Source organism: Pseudarthrobacter sp. J1738 (genome assembly GCF_050490315.1).
In the GTDB taxonomy this organism is placed as follows: Bacteria; Actinomycetota; Actinomycetes; order Actinomycetales; family Micrococcaceae; genus JBNPEO01.
In genome coordinates, this window is the sequence record NZ_JBNPEO010000006.1 from 1 (window position 1) to 20,225 (window position 20,225).

Genomic DNA, 20,225 nt, shown 5'->3' on the forward strand with positions numbered 1-20,225 from the left:
GTGTTTTTTGTTTCTCAGTCAGTAGATCTGCACCGGTGTGCAATGTGCGTCGTGCTTTATAGAGCGGGTCGCCAGCACGTCCGCGGTGCCCGCACGTTGCCTGTTGGATGCGTCGGCGGCAGTGGTCCAACGCATCCCCTGCCAGGCGTATGACATGAAAGGGGTCCATGACCGGGACAGCGTCGGGCAGCTCGTCGGCCGCGGCGCTCTTGAAGCCGGAGAACCCATCCATGGCGACGACCTCAACACTGTCTCGCCATGCCTGTGGGCGTCCCTGCAGCCACGTGGCGAAGACTTGTTTCGAACGTCCTTCGACCATGTCCAACAAGCGGGAAGGACCGGTTCCGTCCCTGATCGGTGTGAGGTCAATGATGACGGTGACGTACTTATCCCCGCGCCTAGTATGTCTCCAAACATGCTCGTCAACACCGATGACTTTCACCCCGTCAAAGCGGTGTGGGTCATCGATCAGCACACGTCTTCCTTCGGCGAGAACAGCCTTGTTCGCGGTGTTCCAGGTGACGCCAAGGCCTTCAGCGATCCGGGCCACGGTGAGGTGTTGGCACACGATCCCTTCCAACGCCCAACGCAGCCCTCGACGGGAGAGCTTAGCCCTGGGCTCGGCCGCTTTCGTGGTGTCTTGGCGCCACACATGCCCACAACCGGTGCACTGGTAACGGCGGATACGCACCAGCAACGTGGTGGGTCGCCAACCGAAAGGTTCATGACCCAGTTCGCGCGTCACAGTATCCCGGGAGACGCCCTGGCATCCGCACCTGTGGCACCACTGATCAGGAGCGAGAACACGGCAAGCAAGAACAGCACGATCCGGACGGACATACTGCCCGGTCACCTCGAGTCCGAGGCCATCAAGACGGCAAAAAGTAGTCAGGTCAGGGCATTGAAAGGTAGCGTTGAACACGAGGGCCTTGCTGTAGAAAATTTCGATCTAGACAATCTGATTCTCTACCAAGGCCCTCACCTACACCGAACCAAGTTCCCCGCCCCGGACTTCACACCCGGCAGCGCTGACTACACTCTGGATTCGGAAGAGCCGGTAAAGGTGGTGTCCTGATTCTGGAACACCTGCTTTGCCGTGGTCACGCGCAATTCCGCGGCAGTGTCTTCTTGGTTCTTGCCGCCCAGCGGGCCCGCCTGAAGCAATTGAACGGTGGCGCTGGTGCCGGAAGCAACAGAGCCGGCCTTGACGTAGATGACACCAGCGTTGGACGGGTCAAAGAACCATCCAGTGCTAGCGCCGTCGTACGCTGCTTTGCTGCTGAACTGGCTCAGCTTGGTGCCGCCCACCTTGACCATCTTCGGTGCGGGACCGGCGTGAACTTTCAGTTCGTAGGGCCGGGAGGCCGAGTTGCCCGCGTAATCGCCTTTTCGCTGGCCGATCGTCACGGAGATTGCCCCGTTAGCGTCACCGGGTGCAGAAACGTCAAACTGCTGGCGAGATGCCTTACCGACCTTGTAGGCTCTGGTGACCTTGTCGTCTTCGTAGAGGGTGAAACTGTTGTTCCCCTTGGCGTACACGTCCAGGGTGATCGCAGAGTTTTCCGGAACCAGTGAGGCATTGCGGGCCACAATTCCCTGCGGAACCACTGCGCCAGCCTTCACAAACACTGGCAGCGTATCCAACGGAGCGTTGTATCCATTGAGGACCTGACCGCCCTGATAGACCTTGCCGCTCCAGTAATCCACCCATTGCTCACCGGCTGGCAAGAAAATACCGTTGCGGACCGTGGAATCGGTAAACACAGGCGCCACCAGGAAGTCATCGCCCAACATAAATTGGTTGTTGGCCTCAGCACCGTAGGAGAGCTCCTGCTCCGGGTATTCCAACGGCATGGACCGCATCATCGATACACCCGTGGCGGAGGATTCCTGGGCAAGCGTGTAAATAAACGGCATAAGCTGTTGGCGCAATCGAAGATAATTCCGGTTGATCTTGGTGGCCTCATCGCCGTAAAGCCACGGACGCTTGTCCGTCTGAGCCCAACCAGACATCGAATACAGTGCCGGGGCGAAGGCTTTCCACTGCAAGTCGCGCACATAGGACTCTGCCGAACCACCAAAGATCCCGTCGACGTCACCGGTGGTGAACGCCGAACCAGAGTTCCCGGCACCTGTCAGAGCAGAAACCTGCCAGCGGATGGCGTCCAGGTTTCCTGTGTGGTCGCCGGTCCACTGCATGCCACAACGCTGGGCGCCGGCCCAGCCTTCAACCATAAGTGCCGTTCCACGAGCATCCGAATACTGTTCAATTCCGTCGTGTGCAGACTGGCATCCGGTCAGCGCCTGACGGTACCCCTCGCCAACCCACGCGACATCCAGCTTGCGCATCCGAACCCCTGCCTCACCAACCTCATAAGCCTGGTTGGACAGGGAACGCTGCGTCCACAGGCCCACTTGCAAGCCGGTCTGCTTGTTAATGTCAGCGACGGCTTCTGGCAGTTGCTGGTATTCGCAACCGTAGCCGTCATTGACCAGCATCCATCCTGCGGGCATGTCGTTTTCCACGAACTTCTTGGCCGTTTTGATGGCATCCGGGGTGCGCTGCTTGGCACCGTCCGGATCGCCGAAGCCGGAGGAGGAATAGTCAGGGTTTGAGCGGTTGTAGCAATCTGCGTCGCCGTACTCCAGTGCGTAAACCGGTGGCATCAGCGGGCGGCCCGTGAGCGTGGTATACGCGTTCAGCGACTGCTTGTAATCCCCCACAAAGTAGTACGCGTCAAAACGCTTTTCTCGGTGAGTGGCCGTGGGGTTTGCGCCAAAGTCATAGGAACCCGGGGCGAAGGTGTTCCGCAGAACGCCGTAGCCCTTCGAGGACATGTAGTAGGGAACGGCGTTGGGGTAGCCGTCGTCGTCCCAGTCATAATTGCGTGCCACGTTGATGATGGCGCCCGTGTGGACGGAACGGCCATTCTGCATTCCGCCACCAATGAACTGCTCGCCGTCTTGGTGTTGGAGGTGCTCAGTAGTGGAGTCCTTGCCGAAAGTGATGGCTGAAGACTCGGCGAAAATGAGGGAGCCATCGGCCCGCAGAGCCCGGAAAGTGGCTGTGGCCTTGTTCAGCTCGAGCGTGATTTTTGCTGTTTTGAACACCATAGTTGCGCCGTCGGTCACCGTGGGCGTGGCGCCTGAGAACTTCTCTTTACCAACCACAATGTTGGCGGTGCGGGCGGGATCGCCTTCGTCGGTGTTAGCCGGGTCCGTAAAGGTTCCGCTGGGGTCCGCTTCTACCCGGAAAGTGCTGTCATCCAGGAACGTTATTCGTGCTCCGCCGTGCTCGCCGGTCAGGTTTACAACGTTTTTGTCCTGCGTGAATGCTGTGATCTTCCCTAGTGGTGTCCCGGTGGTGTCCACGGGAACTTCTGGGTAACGGCCTTGATGGGACTGGCCGTTGTGGGTGTTTGCGTAGCTACCTGGCCCTCTGGCGTGGCTTGGGCGGGGTACGCCAATGCGGGGACGGCGCTCAGGAGCAGCGCCGCTCCGGCCACGACTGCGGCTGCACGACGGCGATTCTTCTGGCGCCGCGATACGGAACCTTCTGTTGGGTGGAGTGCTGGTCTGGCTAACGGTCCGAGCTTGCGGATATCCATGGGCACCTCGGGGATAGGTGAGTGATTGTGATTGTTTTGATGTGATTGATCTCACCAATCGTCACAGCCGGAATGGCTGTGGTCAAGAGTCTGTCAAATTTTTATAGGTTCATGACAGGTTGAACATCCCGCTCATTGGTCTCGTTGAGAACGCCGGATAGACGCAGATCCCAAGGGTGTTGGACGTCTCCTAACGCTCGTGTGGGCGACGCCTAGCGCTGCTGTGGGCATACGGCATCGAACGGCCTGAACTCGATGTCAGACCGCAGGAAAAGTGGGACTAGTTACCGCGGATGATCCTGCGTTGCACCGCTGCCGCAATGGCCGCGGTGCGGTTGTCCACTCCGAGCTTCGAGTAGATATGAACTAGGTGAGTCTTCACTGTGGCCTCTGAAATGAACAGCTTCTTGGCAATGGCCCGGTTAGCCAGACCTGTGGCCAACAACTCCAGAAGTTCAACTTCACGGGCGCTCAATGCCGGCTCCGGGTTGCGGATTCTGCCCATCAGCCGGGCCGCCACCTCAGGCGCCAAAGCCGTCTGCCCGGCAGCAGCGGACACCACGGCCTGCCGGATCTGTTCAGGCGGGGCATCCTTGAGCATGTACCCGCTGGCGCCAGCTTCCACGGCCGCCATAATGTCAGCGTCCGTGTCATAGGTAGTGAGAATCAAAACAGGCGGAGCAGGTGTTCCACCCTCACCGGCACGGATCTTCCGGGTAGCCGTGACGCCGTCCATACCGTCACCCATTTGTAGGTCCATCAACACCAAATCCACCGACTCACCCAAAGTGAGCAGCTTGCGCATTGTGGCCAGCGCCTCGGCACCATCGGCTGCTTCAGCCACCACTTCAACGCCCTCAAATTCGCCCAGCATGGCGCGCAGCCCTGCCCGAACCACGGGGTGGTCATCCACCAACATCACGGAAATGCTGTTCATCTGCTCACTTCTTCTGCGTCGGCGGCTGGGCCGCAGTGTTCCTCAGCCGGACCATCCACTAACGGCAGCCGCACGGCGATGACCGTGCCTTCACCGGGTGAGGATTCAACATTCAAAGTACCGCCCAAAGCTTTGGCCCGCTCTCGCAGGCTCGCCAGCCCAACTCCGCTGCCGTCTGCTCGCCGCGCCACCTCTGCGGCCGTCGCCAAGGGATCAAAGCCAGCGCCGTCGTCGAACACGTCCAAGGTCACTTCAGTGTCCAGAAAGGACAAGGTGACAACGGCGGCACTGGCCTTAGCGTGCGTCCACACATTGGCGAGCGAGGCCTGCGCTGCCCGGAGCAAAGTGGTCTGGGATGGGTTGGGTAACTCGATGGGGATGCCCTCAAGCCGGAATCGGCACTCGAGGTCCTTGCCGCGCGCATGTGCCTCTTGCTGAGTCCGCGCGCAGAGCCGTTCAAGGCTATCCACAAGGGAACGTGCTTGAAGCTGGGGGGATTGGAGGCCGCGGACAAAATTTCGCGCCTCGGCTAGGTTCTCTGACGCAGTACTTTGGACTGTTTGCAGCCTGGCCCGCGCTTGTTCAAGCTCGCCAGCGGCTAGGGAGCTCTCGGCGGAACGGCCCATCAACACGATGCTGGACAGCCCTTGGGCCAAGGTGTCGTGGATTTCCCGAGCTAACCGTTCACGCTCAGCTAAGACACCAGCCGCGTGCTGCGTGCTTGCCAGCTCGGCGCGGGTTCGGCGCAATTCTTCGGCGGCCAGCCGCTGGTTTTCAGCCTCGAGGTAGAGCGCCTGATAGGCCAGCCCGGTCACCACTGCGAACGCCGCACCAAACACCGGTCCCAGCACCATGGGCACGGTAAATCCGCCGCTGTGATTACCCAAAGCCGCAATGGCCAGCAGGGTGCTCGCGGCCACGGCGAGCAGCGCCCATTTGCGTGGCAGAAGATGAAGTTGGAGGAAGAAAATTGGGAAGGCGAGCCACACAAAATCGGCGCTCACCCAGATCAGGGCAAGCCAAAGTCCGCAGACTGCAGTGAGCCACCAGTGTGCGTAGGGGTGGGGATTGAAGGCGCTTTCAACGGCTGTAAATCGCTTCTCAAGGATGGTTCCGGTCAGGTACACGGCGGCCAGAATCACAGCCAGAATCAGCGCTACAACGTCTGTACTGCCGGAGGCGCCAAGGATTTGGCGAACCATGGCAACGGCTAGGAGCACGGCGAATCCTACGTGGAGAGCCACGCGAAGTACTCGTAAGATCACGGCCGAGCCTGTTGCCTGCACTGTTCCCTCTGCACCTCCACCCGTTTCCATGCTTCTACCCTAAGCCCCGTTCTGCTGCCCGATTGACTCGCATTTACGGTTGGTCGCATGGCTGTGCGGAGCCACTATTGGTAGCCAGATTGGGAACTTCGAGCCCAAATATGTCCTTGAGGGCATATTTTGCGGCGTGGAATCCCGGCATGCCTGTGACGCCTGGTCCGGGCGGGGTTGACGCCGAGCAAAGGTAAACGCCTGCCAACGGCGTACGCCACGGAACCAAAGAGATCACCGGGCGTTGAATCAGCCCACGCAGATCCATCAGACCAGCACCAAAGTCGCCGCCCACATAGTTTGAATTGTGGGCCTGGAGCCCTGCCGCTGTCCGCACCTTTGAATGTACGACGACGTCGCGGAAGCCAGGCGCGAAGCGTTCAATTTGCGCTGTGATCACCTCGGTCATGTCCACTGTTGATCCCGCTGGCACGTGGCAATAACTCCAGAGAACGTGTGAGCCTTCTGGCGCCCTGGTGGAATCAAAAGTCGAGGGCTGCGAGATTAGAACGTAGGGCTGTGCTGGGTGTTTGCCGCGAGCAATCTCATTCTCGGCTGCTGCCATCTGGGCGCGAGTGCCGCCCACGTGGACGGTACCGGCGTTAGCGAGGCGTGAATCTTGCCATGGAACTGGGCCATTCAGGATGAAGTCGACCTTGCACGCTCCATTCCCGAACCGGAATATTTCGAGTTGGCGCTCATATTTTGCGTCTAGGCGCCCGTCCGCCATCTTCGCGAAAGCTGGCGGCGCCACATCCAATAGCACCGCTCGGGTATGGCTCAGCTCAGAAAGTGATTCCACCCGGCGCCCAGCGTGGATAACACCGCCGTGGGCCCGAAAGTCTTGTGCCATGGCTTGGGCAATAGACGCTGAGCCGCCCTGAGGAATGGGCCAGCCTGCAGCATGTCCTAGCGCGGCGAGCATCAGACCGGCCCCGGCCGAAGTAAGGCTTGGTTGTTGAGTGTTGGCGTGAGCCGCGGCGCCGGTTAATAACGCCGGAGCTAAGTCTTCACGGAAACCCACGTTCCAGAATCCTGTGCCTTGCCGCAGGGTTGCCGCCGCAAATGCAGCTGCGGTGCTGGGGTCCTTAGGCACACGGATCAGCTGGTTGAGGCTGAGATCCAGAAGACCATCTAGGTGTTCAACTAAGGGGCGCAGCAGCTTCCCGTAGGCAGCGCCATCGATCCCCAAATCAGCGACCGTGCGGTCCAGGGATCGATAAGCCAGAGCAGAATGCCCGGACCCAGCTGGGGAGTCCAAGGGCGTAGCGAAGGAAATATCTGGAGTGAAGAAATCTACTCGCTGGCTCAGCTCAAAAGCTTGAAAGAAGGGGGATGCTACGGCCATTGGATGTACTGCTGAACAAACATCGTGGAAGTGGCCTGGGAGTATTTCTTCGCGGGTTTGTGTGCCACCACCAATTTCTTCCGCGGCTTCAAATAGCTCTACGGACAGACCGGCCCTAGCCAAAGTCACTGCTGCGGCTAGACCGTTAGGCCCCGATCCAACTACAGCGGCATCCGCGGTTGACCTTTCCTTCACGCCCATCCCCTCATGTTGCTATCCATGTGCCTAGCGTTCTCAGCTGTCCTCGGGCCCAGGAACTGCTGCAGCGCGATCGGCCTGCCGGGGGTGCCGCCAGGGGAGAACAGAGTCTTTGAGCTGGGCAAGGTTAATCGCCAGCCAGTCGTTCGTGCCGCTAAACGGACCGCCTTGTGGATCATCCACGTTATGACGCCGGACAACGTCATATTCCGGGAAGTAAATTTCCCAAACCACTCGCACCATCAAATATGCCGTTGCGGCCATATGTAGCAGTACAGCCACCACGTAGTACGGCATGTCGATGTTGTGCTGGGTGGCCCCGCTGCTAGTTGCCTGCCCTAGGTACAACCACACTGCAGCCCAGTGCAGGCCTTCAATTCCTTGCCAGACTAAAAAGGAGCGCCATCTTGGCCGCGCGAGCGCCAGGAGCGGGATCAGCCAGACGACAAACTGAGGGGAGTAGACCTTGTTGGTCAGGATAAAGGCGGCCACAATCAGGAATGCGAGCTGAGCCATTCGTGGCCTGCGCGGCGCGGTGAGCGCTATAAAGGCCACGAGGGCACACGCTGCCACGAACAATATGGTGGCGCCGTTGTTGATCGCCGTTGCCTGAATCTGAGTCCATTGCAGCCGCTCTGCAACAAGGTTGTAGGCAAACCATGGGGAGGAGTACCCGGCGGGACGCTCTTGGGTGAACTCGAAGAAGTACCGCCACCCGCTTGGATTCGCCACAGCAAAGGGGATGTTCACCAGTAGCCAGGTTCCGGCAGTTGCGGCAAAGGTGATGGCGAGGGCTTTGAATCTGCCACTTCGCAGGGCGAGGACTAAAACAGCACCCAAAATAAGCACGGGGTAAACCTTGGTGGCTGCTCCTAGGCCAAAGAAAACACCTGCCCAGATCAGCTTGTTGCGTGAAAAGAAGAACATTCCAACGGCAAGCAGCGCAACGGCCCACATGTCCCAGTTGATGGTTCCGGCCAGAATGATTCCAGGGGCTACGGCCACCATGGCGGCATCCCACGGCCGACGCCGGGCCATCCGCGCCGTTGCTAGGACGGTAACAATCCATACGGCGAAGATGAGTGTTGCGTTGACGTCAAAGTAGGCCAGTGTGCGCTCAGGTGTTGCCCCACTCCCGGGGATAGCTAGTGCCGTGGCGCCGGCAATAAGGCCCATGATCACGGGGTATTCAAAGAGGGATCCAGTGGAGATGAACGGGAACGCTCCGTCACCTATACCGCGGTTGCGGAACAGTTCTGGGAAGTCGGAGTAGCACGTGGCGTAGAACTGCCCGGGGGTCTGCCAGCCGTTGACGCGGCAATAGCCCTTCACTAGGAGTGCCAGGAGTGCGGCAAAGACGGTCAGGAGAATGAGGACTCGTTCGGGTGTGAAGAACCCTGGCGCTAGGATCCCCGGCGCCGTGCGGCGGCCAAGGTCCCCGCCGATTACTTCGGTGAGTTTGCTCATGAGCGAATCGCTTCGGCTGGGCACATCGTACCGGGCACGCCGGGCGTGAGGATTGGGCGTCTCCTGCATGAGGTCGAGCTTACCGGCGAACCTGCCTGCCCATGGCAGTGATCCTGTGGAGCGACTGAAAGTAGCGGTAGCAAGTACTCACTCCGGCACTAAGCGCTCAAAAGTCAGATCCCAGCGTTTAAAGGACGAAGCCCACGCTGTGCAGCGTGGGCTTCGCAGACATCAATTGGCGCAGTGGCGTGATGCGTAGCCATCCGTACCTCCCTGGTTGAAGAGTTGGAATGGTGGTTAATCACCGGAGGACGTTGAGCTTGTACATGGCGACGAAGACGTCTTCACGCTGTTGTTCGATGCTGACCGTGCCGTACTTGGTGCTTTCACGGGGCATGGAACGCTTTAAGTACACGAGCGAGTTGCGGAGTTTCTTTTCCAAGGCTTTCACCTCCTTTTGATTTGTTTTTGGCGCAGTTAGCGCATTCTCTAATTGAATTTAGGCGCAACAAATAGAGCCCCATTCGGATATGCAAATGCAGGGCAATTTAGTCAGGTAAATAGCGGGTAGAGAATTGCGGAGACTTGTGATGTGACTCTGCTGGCGACATTGAGGCAACTGTCAGCCCTCGAAGTCCTCCAAGAGCAGCTGCGGCTATACAGGACGCAGGAACGCCAAGAGAAGCGCCACTAGGTTGGCAGCAAAGAGGGATGTCCGGTGGAGGCTAGTTCACAAGAATGGCGAGAATCCGGGCGCTGGCCCGGCCTTCTACTATCGAACGCCGAGAATTGTGTGATTCGGGCGCTGGGCAGCAAAGAAGGCCGGGTTTCGCGTGGAGTCAAACTTCCATCCGCTAGTCAAAGTAATCATTTTCCCAACCTCCTTTTCTATTCTGCCGCCAATCGGTGATTAGTCGACTGTACGAACGCCTCGGCCCCGGCGAATCGCTCTGGGGCTCATAAATAAATTACCTCATAAATAAGGTTGTTGACTACTAATTAGCCAAACTTTCTTAAAAATATTTTCGAGAGCGACTTTCTACAGTCCCCAACGAACAACTGCCGGAGTCTTTTTGTCCCAACCAAGGGTGCAGACTTTGGCGGTGCCCAGGACAAAGTGCCGTCCTTCTACCGGGGCCAGTTGCAACCAGCGGGCCGTAAGAATTCGGGAGAAGTGTCCGTGTGCCACGACCAGGACATTTTCCAGGCCTGAATTGAGAACTCGCTGCACAATTGCGTCCGCACGAGCTGCAACTTCTTCAAGCGTTTCGCCGTTGGGAACACCGCTGGTCCAGATCAAGTAGTCCGCATTGTCCTTACGGATCAGATCAGAACTTACGCCTTCATAGTCGCCGTAGTTCCATTCGACGGCGAGTGGTTCCACCTCGGCGTCAGGGAAGCCTGCCAACTCAGCGGTGCGGCGTGCGCGGCGCAGCGGAGAGGTCAGGACTAGGTCAAAGTCCACTTCATCCAAGACCTTGCGTGCGCTTACGGCCTGTCGCTCGCCCTCGGCGGTGAGCGGAAGGTCCGTGAGGCCGGTGTACTGGCCACTTTTGGACCATTCGGTCTCGCCATGGCGAAGGATCCAGAGCTGGGGGCGTGCCGTGTTGGCGGGGGCGTTCACTTAGTACTCCTGAGTGGTTGGGTTGGTTGGAGAAACAGGGTCGACGCCGGCACTTGCCTCGGGCTGTTGGGCCCACCATTCGTGCAGCTTGGCTTCGACAATGGCGGGCTCAAGTGGACCATGTTCCATACGTTGATCGAGTAGAAATTTGTAGGCCCGTCCCACGATGGGGCCGGGGGCGAGTCCCAAGAGCTCCATGATTTTTGCGCCGTCTAGATCCGGCCGGACGGCTTCGAGGGATTCACGTTCCTTGAGCGAGACAATCCGTGCTTCTAGGTCATCGTAGGCGAAGGCGAGACGCTCGGCTTTGCGCTGGTTACGGGTTGTGACGTCTGAGCGGGTGAGTCGGTGCAGACGCTCTAGGAGAGGGCCCGCATCAGTGATGTAGCGGCGTACTGCAGAATCGGTCCAGCCTGCCTCTCCGTAGCCGTAGAAGCGCATGTGCAGTTCAACCAGGCGGGCCACGGCTTTGGTGGTCTCGTTATCGAAGCGTAGGGCTTTCATCCGCTTGGCAGTGAGTTTGGCCCCCACCATGTCGTGGTGGCGGAAGCTGACCGCCCCGCCGGCCTCGAATCGGCGCGTGGCTGGCTTGCCGGCGTCGTGCATTAGAGCGGCGAAGCGCAAAATAAAGTCCGGCCCCGGCACTGCGCCATCGGCGTCGGTTTCTAAGTCGGCAGCCTGCTCCAGAACCTGCAGCGAATGTTGGTAGACGTCCTTGTGGCGGTGGTGTTCATCGAGTTCCAACCGCAGCGCAGCCACTTCGGGAAGCACGTACTCGGCCAGGCCAGTGTCCACCAGGAGGTCAATCCCCACTCGGGGACGTTTGCCGTTGATGAGTTTGACGAGTTCGTCGCGGACGCGTTCAGCGGAGATGATTTGGATCCGTTGCGCCATATCTGTCATGGCTTTTTTGACGTTCAGGTGAACGTCCACACCTAGTTGTGAGGCAAAGCGTGCGGCGCGCATCATTCGTAGCGGGTCATCTGAGAAGGACGCTTCTGGTGAGGCCGGGGTGGCCAGTTGGGCGGCGGCGAGGTCCCGCACACCACCAAAGGGGTCAACCAGTTCTAACGAGGGCAGGCGCAGGGCCATTGAGTTGATGGTGAAGTCGCGGCGTTGGAGGTCTTCGATCAACGAATCGCCAAAGGCCACCATGGGTTTGCGTGATTCGGGATCGTACGCTTCGGCGCGGTAGGTGGTGATTTCAATCTGGAGACCAGATTTGCGCATGCCAATGGTGCCGAATTCGCGGCCAATTTCCCAGTAGGTATCAGCCCAAGTTTTGATCAGTGGCAAGATCTGTTCGGGCGTGGCATTTGTGGTGAAGTCCATGTCCAAGGAGCTACGGCCCATAAACAGATCGCGGACCGGTCCACCAACTAGGGATAGCTCGAAGCCGGCGGCAACGAATCGTTTGCCCAACTCCAAAACCACCGGGTCGAGGGTGAAATCGACAGTGTGGGAGGCGGCATCGGATACCGTCTGGGAGTCAATCGTGTTCTCTTCGTGCGCCATAGTTTCTTAAGCTTGTCAGATTTCCCGCACCAATGCGCCACAGGCACCCCTCCTGTCCACCCTGAGGTCATGTTCCGGTCATCATCATCGGCCAAAGGTCGTTAGAGTGTTCATCATGGCCCATCCAGTTCCGAGCGCTCCCAATAGGGGGAGTGGCGCACCGTTGCCTTCGGCAATCGGTGCCCATGTGGCGCTCGCTGGACATTCTTTGGCCCATCAATTGCCTACTGTTGAAGAGGTTTCCGCTGGTGGCGTGGTGATCAATATCGCTTCTCCGGCCCTCGAGGTTGCGATCATTGCTCGGCACAATCGTGGCGGCAGACTTGAGTGGTGTTTGCCTAAAGGCCACCCGGAGGGTGTGGAGTCCAACGAGGAAGCCGCGGTCAGGGAAATCGCCGAGGAAACCGGTATTGAGGGCAAAATTTTGGCGCCCTTGGGAAGCATCGATTATTGGTTTACGGTCAGTGGCCATCGTGTGCACAAGACCGTGCACCATTATTTGTTGCGGGCCACGGGCGGCGAATTGACCATTGAAAATGATCCTGATCACGAAGCCGTTGATGTGGCGTGGGTTCCCTTAGCCGATCTTGCCAAGAAGTTATCCTTTCCCAACGAGCGCCGAATCGCAGACCTTGCCCGTGAGGTTCTTCCGGAGCATCTTAAGAACTGAGCAGGCGCCTTAACGCTCCTGCCAGTCGGCAGTGAGAGCATAGGACTGATGTCAGCTTCTAAACCCAGCCCCGCCATATCCAAACCGGCCGTAGTTGCCGGCGAGAGTCGTTCCAGCGCCATCATGGCAGCAGGGACGCTCATTTCGCGTGTTCTAGGCTTTGTGAAGTCATGGATGTTGATCGCCGCCCTGGGCTTGGGCTCCACCGTGACGGATACCTTCGTCAACGCGAATAACCTGCCTAACCTGATCTTCTTGTTGGTCGCTGGCGGGGTTTTCAACGCGGTTTTGGTCCCGCAAATCATTAAGGCGAGCAAAGCGTCCGACGGCGGTGCTGACTACATCAGCCGACTGTTGACTCTCGCTGTGATTGTGGTTCTTGGGCTCACCGTTTTGTTGACGGTTGCGGCGCCGTTGTTGATGCAACTCACCACAGAGAATTACACCGGTCCACAGATGACGTTGGCCGTAACCTTCGCCTATTTCTGTTTGCCGCAGATCTTCTTTTACGGCTTGTACGCCATGTTGACTCAAGTCCTCAACGCTCACGGCGCTTTTGGCCCTGCAATGTGGGCGCCGATTGTTAACAACATCGTGGCCATTGCTGGCTTAGGAATGTTTATTTGGCTGATGGGGGACAACGCCAGCAACCCTCACACAGTTGGCAATTGGGGCACCACGGAGACTTTGCTCGTGGCGGGGATGAGCACCCTGGGTGTGATCATCCAGACGGCTGTTTTGATGATCCCCGTAGCACGGCTCAAGCTAGGCCTTCGGCCTAAGTTCGGCTGGCGCGGTGTGGGTCTTGGTCAGGCAGCAAAGCTTGGTTTATGGACCTTGCTGACCGCGGCCGTGGGCCAACTGACCTTTTTGTACATCATGAAAATTGCCTCGATCCCCGGTGGTGCGCGGCAGCAATTGATGGAGGCCGGGGACCCGGGGTACAAGAATATTCCGGGCAACGCGGTACTGGAGATCGCAAGTCAGCTGTACTTGTTGCCGCATTCAATCATTGCGCTCTCACTGGCCACAGTCTTGTTCAACCGGATGACTCGTGCATCACTTGACGGTGACAAGCCTGGCCTTCGCAATGCGCTTTCGCATGGATTGCGAACCATGGCCGTGGCCACAGTTTTCAGCGCTTTGGCCCTCTTCGCTTTGGCTGGCCCTTTGGGGATGTTCTTTTCCGGCGGGGTGGGCCCGGATGGTGCCATGCTGGCTCAGACGCTCTCCATCTTGGCTCTGAGCACGCCGTTTATGAGCGCCAACTTTATGATGGCCCGGGTTTTTTACGCCAATGAGGACGCCAAAACTCCGTTCTTCATTCAATTGGCTTTGGGTGTTCTGAACGTGGTGGGGGCAGCGATTATTCAGTTCTTGCCCGCGGAGCGCATCATTTTTGCCATTGCCGTGCTGTACGCGGTGGGCAACATTCTGAGCGTGATTATTAGCGCGTACTTCTTGCGCCGGCTTTTGGGTCACTTAGACGGGCCGAAGGTGGCCAATTCTTACATTCGGATGGGTTACGCGGCTCTGGGATCGGCCATTGCTGGCAGCTTGGCTTTGTGGCTTTTGGGCAGCTACCGGGCCGATGGTTTTGTGTGGAGTTCCCGGCCTGCGGCGCTCGTGACAATTGTCGTCGTCGGGCCTGTGATGTTGGTGGTTTATCTACTGCTGCTCAAGGCCCTGCACGTGCACGAATTACGCGATTTGTTGGCGCCCTTACTTTCGCGCTTTGGCCGCGGCGCAGGGGTTACTGCTGGGCCTAGTTCCACCGGCACTTCGGCGGCATCCGCACCTGAGGTCAAACGCGCAACCGTCTCGGATGAAACCGGCCTGATTCCGCGGATCTCGGGGGAGTTTGATGCTTCGTCCTTCCGCGCCGGTCCGGCCGTTCAGGTAGAGCAGGAGCCTGCTCCTTGGGTGGGCCGCCATGGTTATCAGGGCAAGCCCGGAAGTAACCCTCATTTTCCGCAGGATTCCGGGGAAGAATAAGCCTGTTCGCAAAGTAGTGAATTTCCCAGTCTGGGATAGTAAATCCGCTAGGATCAGAAGCTAGTACTGACCATTTCTGCACCGCCGGAGCAATTGGGCTTCCGGTTGAGTTGCAATAAAGCCCCCGCTCATCGGGTGGACCAGGAGGAACCGTGACCACGCAGATCGATGTTGGGTCCGTGCTTGGCGGACGTTACAAAGTCACCGCCAATGTCTTGGTCTCGCACGAGCAGGACTTGGTGCTGGACGGTATTGATCAGGTTCTGAACCGCCCGGTCAGCATTCTTGTGGCCGGTCCCGGTAACGGCGATCAGGTAGCCCAGAGTGCGCGCGAAGTTGCCACTGGCGAGCGTCCTGGCTCCATGCAGATTCTAGATCTGGGTGTGAGCGATGGAACCACGTATCTGATCACAAATCACAGTTCAGCCCCGGATCTTTTGGATCTTGTGGTGGCTACCAACCCGCCCTATGTTGAGCCGTTTTTTACTGACACTTTGGGCAGTGAAATTTTTGGCCAACCGCGTTCAAGCGAACCGGAAACCTATGACGGTTTATATGATGATCTGAAGGATCAGGGCGCGTATATTCAGTACCCCCAAACGCCAGCCGCTGAACCCTCAACTGCGGAGCAGTCACCGGCAACCGCACAGCCTTCAGCTGAACCGAGCGGCACCCAGGCTAGTAACTCGCGGAACTCTAGTGCCGGCGTCGTAGGTTCTGCAGCTGCCGTTGCGGGCGCGGTCGCTTATGGTGCCACCGCGCCGAAAACTCCCCCAACGCCTCCAACCGTCCACAAGGACAGCGAAACGCCGGCCCAGGCATCCACCACCGAGACCCGGGCGAATACCCCCACAGTGAGCGCCACCAAGAGTGCACCTGAGAGCACACTTCCCGCTGCTTCCTCACCGACTAAGGGTGCATCGTCTGAAAGCGCGACGACGAATATCGCCGCGGTGCCTACGGCGGCTGCCGGGGCTGCTTCTGCTGCGGCCGCCCAGCCTAAAACGCAGGCCCAGCCGGCCAGCGATCCCAAAGTTTCGTTGTGGTCAGATGAGGACTACGACTTTGTTAATGAGGCGCACCACACGGAGTTTCAGCAGGGTGAGCCTGAGCAGGCGGAAGAGGCTGAAGATCAGCCTCAGCGTGAACATTCCGCTGGGCGTCTTGCTGGCCTTTTCCCCGCTGCCGCCCGTCAGAACTCTTTGGCAGAGGATGACTACTCGGAGGAATACGACGACGAGCCAGAGAAAGAGAACCGCTCCACGCGGTGGCTGGTTGGCGGAGTTTTGGCTGCCGTATTGATTGCAGCGCTGATTTTCGCTGTCACTAATTTGGGCAACATCTTTGGTGGTACGCCTTCAGCTACGGATACAACCACGTCTCAAACCACCTCGACTGCGCCTTCTACGGCTACTCAGAGCACTACGCCAACAACTCCCGCGACTGTGCCTCCGGCCATTGAAACCGTAACCCGTGAAGGCGATTTTCAGTTCGCCGCCACCTACGACGGTGATTTGGTTGCCACGTACGACGGAAATGCCGCCAGCTACTGGTCTGACATGGAGTTCGCCAACGACGCCTGGGGCGGATACGCGAGTGACGTTCCCTTGGTGGTTAAACTCAAAGCGAACTCTGACATCAAGTCTGTGACCCTGGAGCAATTGGGTGGCTCTGGTGGTGCCGTTTCGATCTACACGAATGACAAACCAACCATGGATGGGGCTAAGCAGCAAGCCACCAACAGCTTCACAGGCCCGTCCTTGAACATGACGCTGAGCCAGCCTACTAAGGCTCAGTACGTGATTGTTGACATCACGGCATTGCCCAAGCTGGCAGCACCGAAGACTCGCTTTGGTTATGGTCTTCGTTTGGCCGAAATCAAAGTCCAGTAGTTCCGTTCCTTTCGGTACGCTGATACGGGCGAGGTTGTGTTCCGTCACTTTGTGGAATAGACCCGCGCTCTAGATAGTTGTGCCATGATGCCAGCGCATTTATGCGGGCGAGTCAACAAAGGAAGAGGTTCACCGTTCTGTGAGCACTGAAGCAAGCACCACAGCCGACGTCCGCGACGTTATTATCGTCGGTTCGGGTCCGTCGGGTTACACGGCCGCGATTTATACGGCACGGGCTAACCTGAAGCCGTTGTTGATCGCTGGTTCTGTCACAGCCGGCGGTGAGTTGATGAACACCACCGACGTTGAGAATTACCCTGGCTTCCCTGAAGGCGTTATGGGCCCTGATTTGATGGAGAACTTCGAGAAGCAGGCAGCACGCTTCGGTACCGAAATCGAGTTCGAGGACGTTGTTTCTCTAGAGCTCGACGGCGACATCAAGTCGGTGACCACCGGAAGCGGCGATACCTACCGCGCCAAGGCGATTATTTTGTCCACAGGTTCTGCTTACCGCGAGCTAGGTTTGGAGAACGAAAAGCGTCTCTCCGGCCACGGCGTTAGTTGGTGCGCAACCTGTGACGGTTTCTTCTTCAAGGACCAGGACATCGCCGTGATCGGTGGTGGTGACTCCGCCATGGAAGAGGCTTTGTTCCTGACAAAGTTCGCAAAGTCCGTCACGGTGGTTCACCGCCGCGAAGAACTCAAAGCCTCCAAGATCATGGCCGACCGCGCTTTGGCACACGAAAAGATCAAGTTTGTGTGGAACAGTGCAGTTGCTGATGTTTTGGGCGAGGACAAAGTTACTGGGCTGAAACTTCGGAGCACTGTTGATGGCACCGAGTCTCAGTTGGACGTAACTGGTGTGTTCGTGGCGATCGGTAACGATCCTCGCGTAGACCTCGTCAAGGACGTACTTGAACTCACCGAGCAGGGGACCATCGCTGTAGATGGACGTTCTTCCAAGACCAGCTTGCCGGGCGTTTTTGCTGCCGGCGACGTTATTGACCCGAGCTACCGTCAAGCCATTACGGCTGCAGGATCGGGCTGTGTGGCCGCCTTGGATGTTGAGCACTACCTCGCCAACCACGGCGCCTAAGACCTGTTTCGAATACCGCTAAGGAGAACACTATGAGCAACGCAAAAGATGTGACCGACGCTAGTTTCAGCACCGATGTTTTGGCATCTGAGAAACCTGTAATTGTTGATTTCTGGGCAGAATGGTGCGGTCCCTGCCGCAAGCTTAGCCCCATTTTGGACGAGATTTCAGTGGAGTACGGGGACAAGGTTGAAGTTGTAAAGGTCAACGTTGATGACAACCCTGCCATCGCAGCCCAGTTTGGTATCACGTCAATCCCGGCCGTATACCTCTTCCAGGGTGGCGAAGTGAAGCACACCGTTATTGGTGCACGCCCCAAGCAGTTCTTCGAGAAGGAATTCTCTGACGTTCTGTCCTAAGACCGATCGGCCTTCACGGGTCTAGGTACGGTTTCGAAAGTCCGGATCCACTGCGTGTGGGTCCGGACTTTTCTTTTGCCTGAGTCTTGGTTTCACGTGAAACACTCGTCAGCGCCTGTGAACTGCCAGAGTCCGTGAAGTCGAAGTGATAAATCTTGAATGCAACTGTTACTGATCTCATCATTCCATTTGTTTAGCTCACCGTCCTCCAAATCGGTGCGACGCTTTTCCTTGGCTGGGGTAAGGGCGAAATGAACCCGGACTTCCCCATAGAGGGGCTCGTTCAACTCTGCCGATAGACCTCTTCGGCCTTCCTTCTGCACCCTACGACCACGCACACGGCCACGGGCGCGGGTTCCACTGTCACCAGGCAGCCACCACGGACCGACCAAAGCCCCCTCTCCTCCTCGTCTCGAAGGTGTACATACTATGGAAGGTGTGAATAATCTCGACTGTGGGAGTGCGCCCGAACGTGGACGTACTCTCGCTCGTGCTCTAGTCTCGGTTGTGGTATCGGTCAGGTCTCACGCGTGGGCGTACTCATGGTCAGAGATTCTCCTTGATCAGTACCGACTGGTATAGATCCTTATTCGCGAACTCCACGCCGGTAATGGTGCGGCTTGTTTCACGTGAAACATCAGCCGAGAAGTCTGGCAAACGATGGCGGCGACCTAGAATCGTCCAAAATCCGGCTTTTGAACGAGGCGCAACTATAAGCGAACACTCGCTTTGGCCCTATGTGTTCTGACAAAAAACAGCGATCTTGCCAAATTTCGTCATGTCAATGTCGCTGAATGCATCAGAATGCACAGTGGGCAAGCACGAATCCAACCCTCCGAAGTCCATTCGGGCGATAACTTCCTAGGTCGGAACCCACCGATGCCGGTCCCTACGATGAGCCCGTTTCATCCACAATTTGCCACCACCTGCCTCACCCGACCTATACCGCACAGCAAAAGCATGGCTGATTTCAGTCGGACATTTTGACCTCAACCGGGCATTCCTGCCCATGGAGCAACCGGCCGTTTTTGTTGGTGGCCCCTATGGCTGCCTGCAGGCTCCGATCAGCGTTACGGTCCACGGCGTAAGCCCACCGGCATAACAGCCGTAGAAGCGCTTCTAGCGGCCCTGTAGCGGCCAACCGCAGCCGGAGTGCATTGATGGTCCCGCTGGAATCCCACGGTCCGCGCCCTGAGCATGTCAGCGTCTCTCCTCCTGAACGGCTCTCGGTTCAAGCGCACACGGTTCAAGCGCACACAGTCCAACTCCACTCCACATGACCGTCTAAGAGCCTCGCGCAGGCTCCCAGGTGGGCCTCCGCGGTCTGTGTGGCCCACGAAGACTTCAACCGCTAATGAAGCAAACATTCAGCCGCATTTGGGCGGACGACCCGCGCATTCCTGACGCTTAGGCTGATGCGGAACGATCTGTTCGTCAAAGCTTCCGGTTGTAATGGGTCCGGTCGTGTCGTCGACTCGTAACACTTTTAGCTAATCGGGGAACAAAGACCCATAGGAACCCGCGGCTAGGTATTTCTGCTGCAGCCCATACTGTTTCACGTGAAACGCCCTACACCGGTGCATTCCTTCCACGGCCATGGCTCAGAATGGTTGCGCATTTTGATTGCTCATTCACGTCTCTACGCTTTGTTGGGAACACGAAAAGCCATGACGAGAAGTCCAAAGTATCGAGCCTAAAATTAGCCAGCGTCCACCGATCCAATAAGTGGGCATCGTTCCGGCCCTAGGTATCGCCAATGATGAGCACCTAGGTCCAACACAACCCACCCCATAGCCCGTGCAGACAAGTAGATCTATCAATTCTTCACTTCTTGTTTCACGTGAAACGTTGTGGCCTCAGGTGACCGGCTGTCCCTGGCTGAGCTCGATGTGCACAGCGGCGGACGCTCGCCAATTCAAGAATCGGAAACGACCTATTTGATTCACTCCTCATTGAACGATGAGGTCTCATGTCCCGGAACTATAACGAGTGCTTGCGCTAACGAGCTACCGCCCAATTGATGTCTTCACATGGACGTCTTCACCATGAATCCTTCACCCAGGTCATTGCTCTATCCGGAGCTGTCCCACACGATCAGTCACAGATTCAGGTACAAGGACAAACGCAGATAGAGAGTTACTGAGCAATGAAATGTCGCCGGCTAGCGAGAATGACCCACACGAGGCAAGAAGCGCGTGTC

The 20,225-nt window shown here is 57.7% G+C and carries 14 protein-coding genes and 1 pseudogene; 5 read left to right on the forward strand and 10 right to left on the reverse strand.

Annotation, left to right across the window (positions count from 1 at the left end):
* The 10 genes from ACQR35_RS09380 to ACQR35_RS09425 all read right to left on the reverse strand — a co-directional run.
* The coding region (locus ACQR35_RS09380; protein ID WP_430269863.1) for an ISL3 family transposase at positions 1 to 922 on the reverse strand (922 nt) is incomplete at its 3' end.
* A gap of 110 nt (positions 923 to 1,032) precedes the next feature.
* The gene (locus ACQR35_RS09385) at positions 1,033 to 3,372 is read right to left on the reverse strand and encodes a TIM-barrel domain-containing protein (protein ID WP_430267607.1); all 2,340 of its coding nucleotides are present in this window, start codon (positions 3,370 to 3,372) and stop codon (positions 1,033 to 1,035) included.
* Positions 3,348 to 3,608 carry a hypothetical protein gene (locus ACQR35_RS09390; RefSeq protein ID WP_430267608.1) on the reverse strand — a complete coding sequence of 87 codons (261 nt, stop codon included), beginning with the start codon at positions 3,606 to 3,608 and terminating at the stop codon, positions 3,348 to 3,350. Before ACQR35_RS09390 ends, ACQR35_RS09385 begins: the two co-directional genes overlap by 25 nt.
* Before the next feature lie 280 nt (positions 3,609 to 3,888).
* On the reverse strand, positions 3,889 to 4,545 hold the full coding sequence (locus ACQR35_RS09395; protein ID WP_430267609.1) for a response regulator: 657 nt from the start codon (positions 4,543 to 4,545) through the stop codon (positions 3,889 to 3,891).
* Complete coding sequence (locus tag ACQR35_RS09400; RefSeq protein ID WP_430267610.1) at positions 4,542 to 5,861, reverse strand: sensor histidine kinase; 1,320 nt, start codon at positions 5,859 to 5,861, stop codon at positions 4,542 to 4,544. Before ACQR35_RS09400 ends, ACQR35_RS09395 begins: the two co-directional genes overlap by 4 nt.
* A gap of 43 nt (positions 5,862 to 5,904) precedes the next feature.
* A complete protein-coding gene (locus ACQR35_RS09405; protein ID WP_430269864.1) occupies positions 5,905 to 7,410 on the reverse strand; it encodes a phytoene desaturase family protein in 1,506 nt (501 codons plus the stop codon).
* A 33-nt stretch (positions 7,411 to 7,443) separates the two neighbouring features.
* Positions 7,444 to 8,943, reverse strand: coding sequence for a glycosyltransferase family 87 protein (locus ACQR35_RS09410; RefSeq protein ID WP_430269865.1), 1,500 nt, complete (start codon positions 8,941 to 8,943; stop codon positions 7,444 to 7,446).
* A 232-nt stretch (positions 8,944 to 9,175) separates the two neighbouring features.
* Complete coding sequence (locus ACQR35_RS09415) at positions 9,176 to 9,316, reverse strand: hypothetical protein (protein ID WP_430267613.1); 141 nt, start codon at positions 9,314 to 9,316, stop codon at positions 9,176 to 9,178.
* A 597-nt stretch (positions 9,317 to 9,913) separates the two neighbouring features.
* Positions 9,914 to 10,498, reverse strand: a complete 585-nt coding sequence (locus ACQR35_RS09420) for a histidine phosphatase family protein (protein WP_430269866.1) — start codon at positions 10,496 to 10,498, stop codon at positions 9,914 to 9,916.
* Complete coding sequence (locus tag ACQR35_RS09425; RefSeq protein WP_430269867.1) at positions 10,499 to 12,013, reverse strand: CCA tRNA nucleotidyltransferase; 1,515 nt, start codon at positions 12,011 to 12,013, stop codon at positions 10,499 to 10,501.
* A 163-nt stretch (positions 12,014 to 12,176) separates the two neighbouring features.
* On the opposite strand from ACQR35_RS09425, the gene ACQR35_RS09430 reads away from it, so the two are divergent.
* The 5 genes and pseudogenes from ACQR35_RS09430 to trxA all read left to right on the forward strand — a co-directional run.
* Entirely contained in the window at positions 12,177 to 12,683 is a 507-nt protein-coding gene (locus ACQR35_RS09430; RefSeq protein ID WP_430269949.1) for an NUDIX hydrolase, read from the forward strand.
* Positions 12,684 to 12,731: 48 nt separating this feature from the next.
* Positions 12,732 to 14,678: a murein biosynthesis integral membrane protein MurJ gene (gene murJ, locus ACQR35_RS09435; protein WP_430269868.1), complete on the forward strand. Its 1,947-nt coding sequence runs from the start codon at positions 12,732 to 12,734 to the stop codon at positions 14,676 to 14,678.
* A gap of 152 nt (positions 14,679 to 14,830) precedes the next feature.
* Complete coding sequence (locus ACQR35_RS09440; RefSeq protein WP_430269869.1) at positions 14,831 to 16,570, forward strand: ABC transporter substrate-binding protein; 1,740 nt, start codon at positions 14,831 to 14,833, stop codon at positions 16,568 to 16,570.
* A gap of 139 nt (positions 16,571 to 16,709) precedes the next feature.
* Positions 16,710 to 17,666 (forward strand): thioredoxin-disulfide reductase, encoded by a 957-nt coding sequence (gene trxB / locus ACQR35_RS09445; RefSeq protein ID WP_430269870.1) that lies wholly within the window; start codon positions 16,710 to 16,712, stop codon positions 17,664 to 17,666.
* 11 nt (positions 17,667 to 17,677) lie between these two features.
* Positions 17,678 to 18,025 (forward strand): annotated as a pseudogene (gene trxA, locus ACQR35_RS09450) (thioredoxin); the annotation flags it as partial.
* Between the last annotated feature and the right edge of the window lie 2,200 nt (positions 18,026 to 20,225).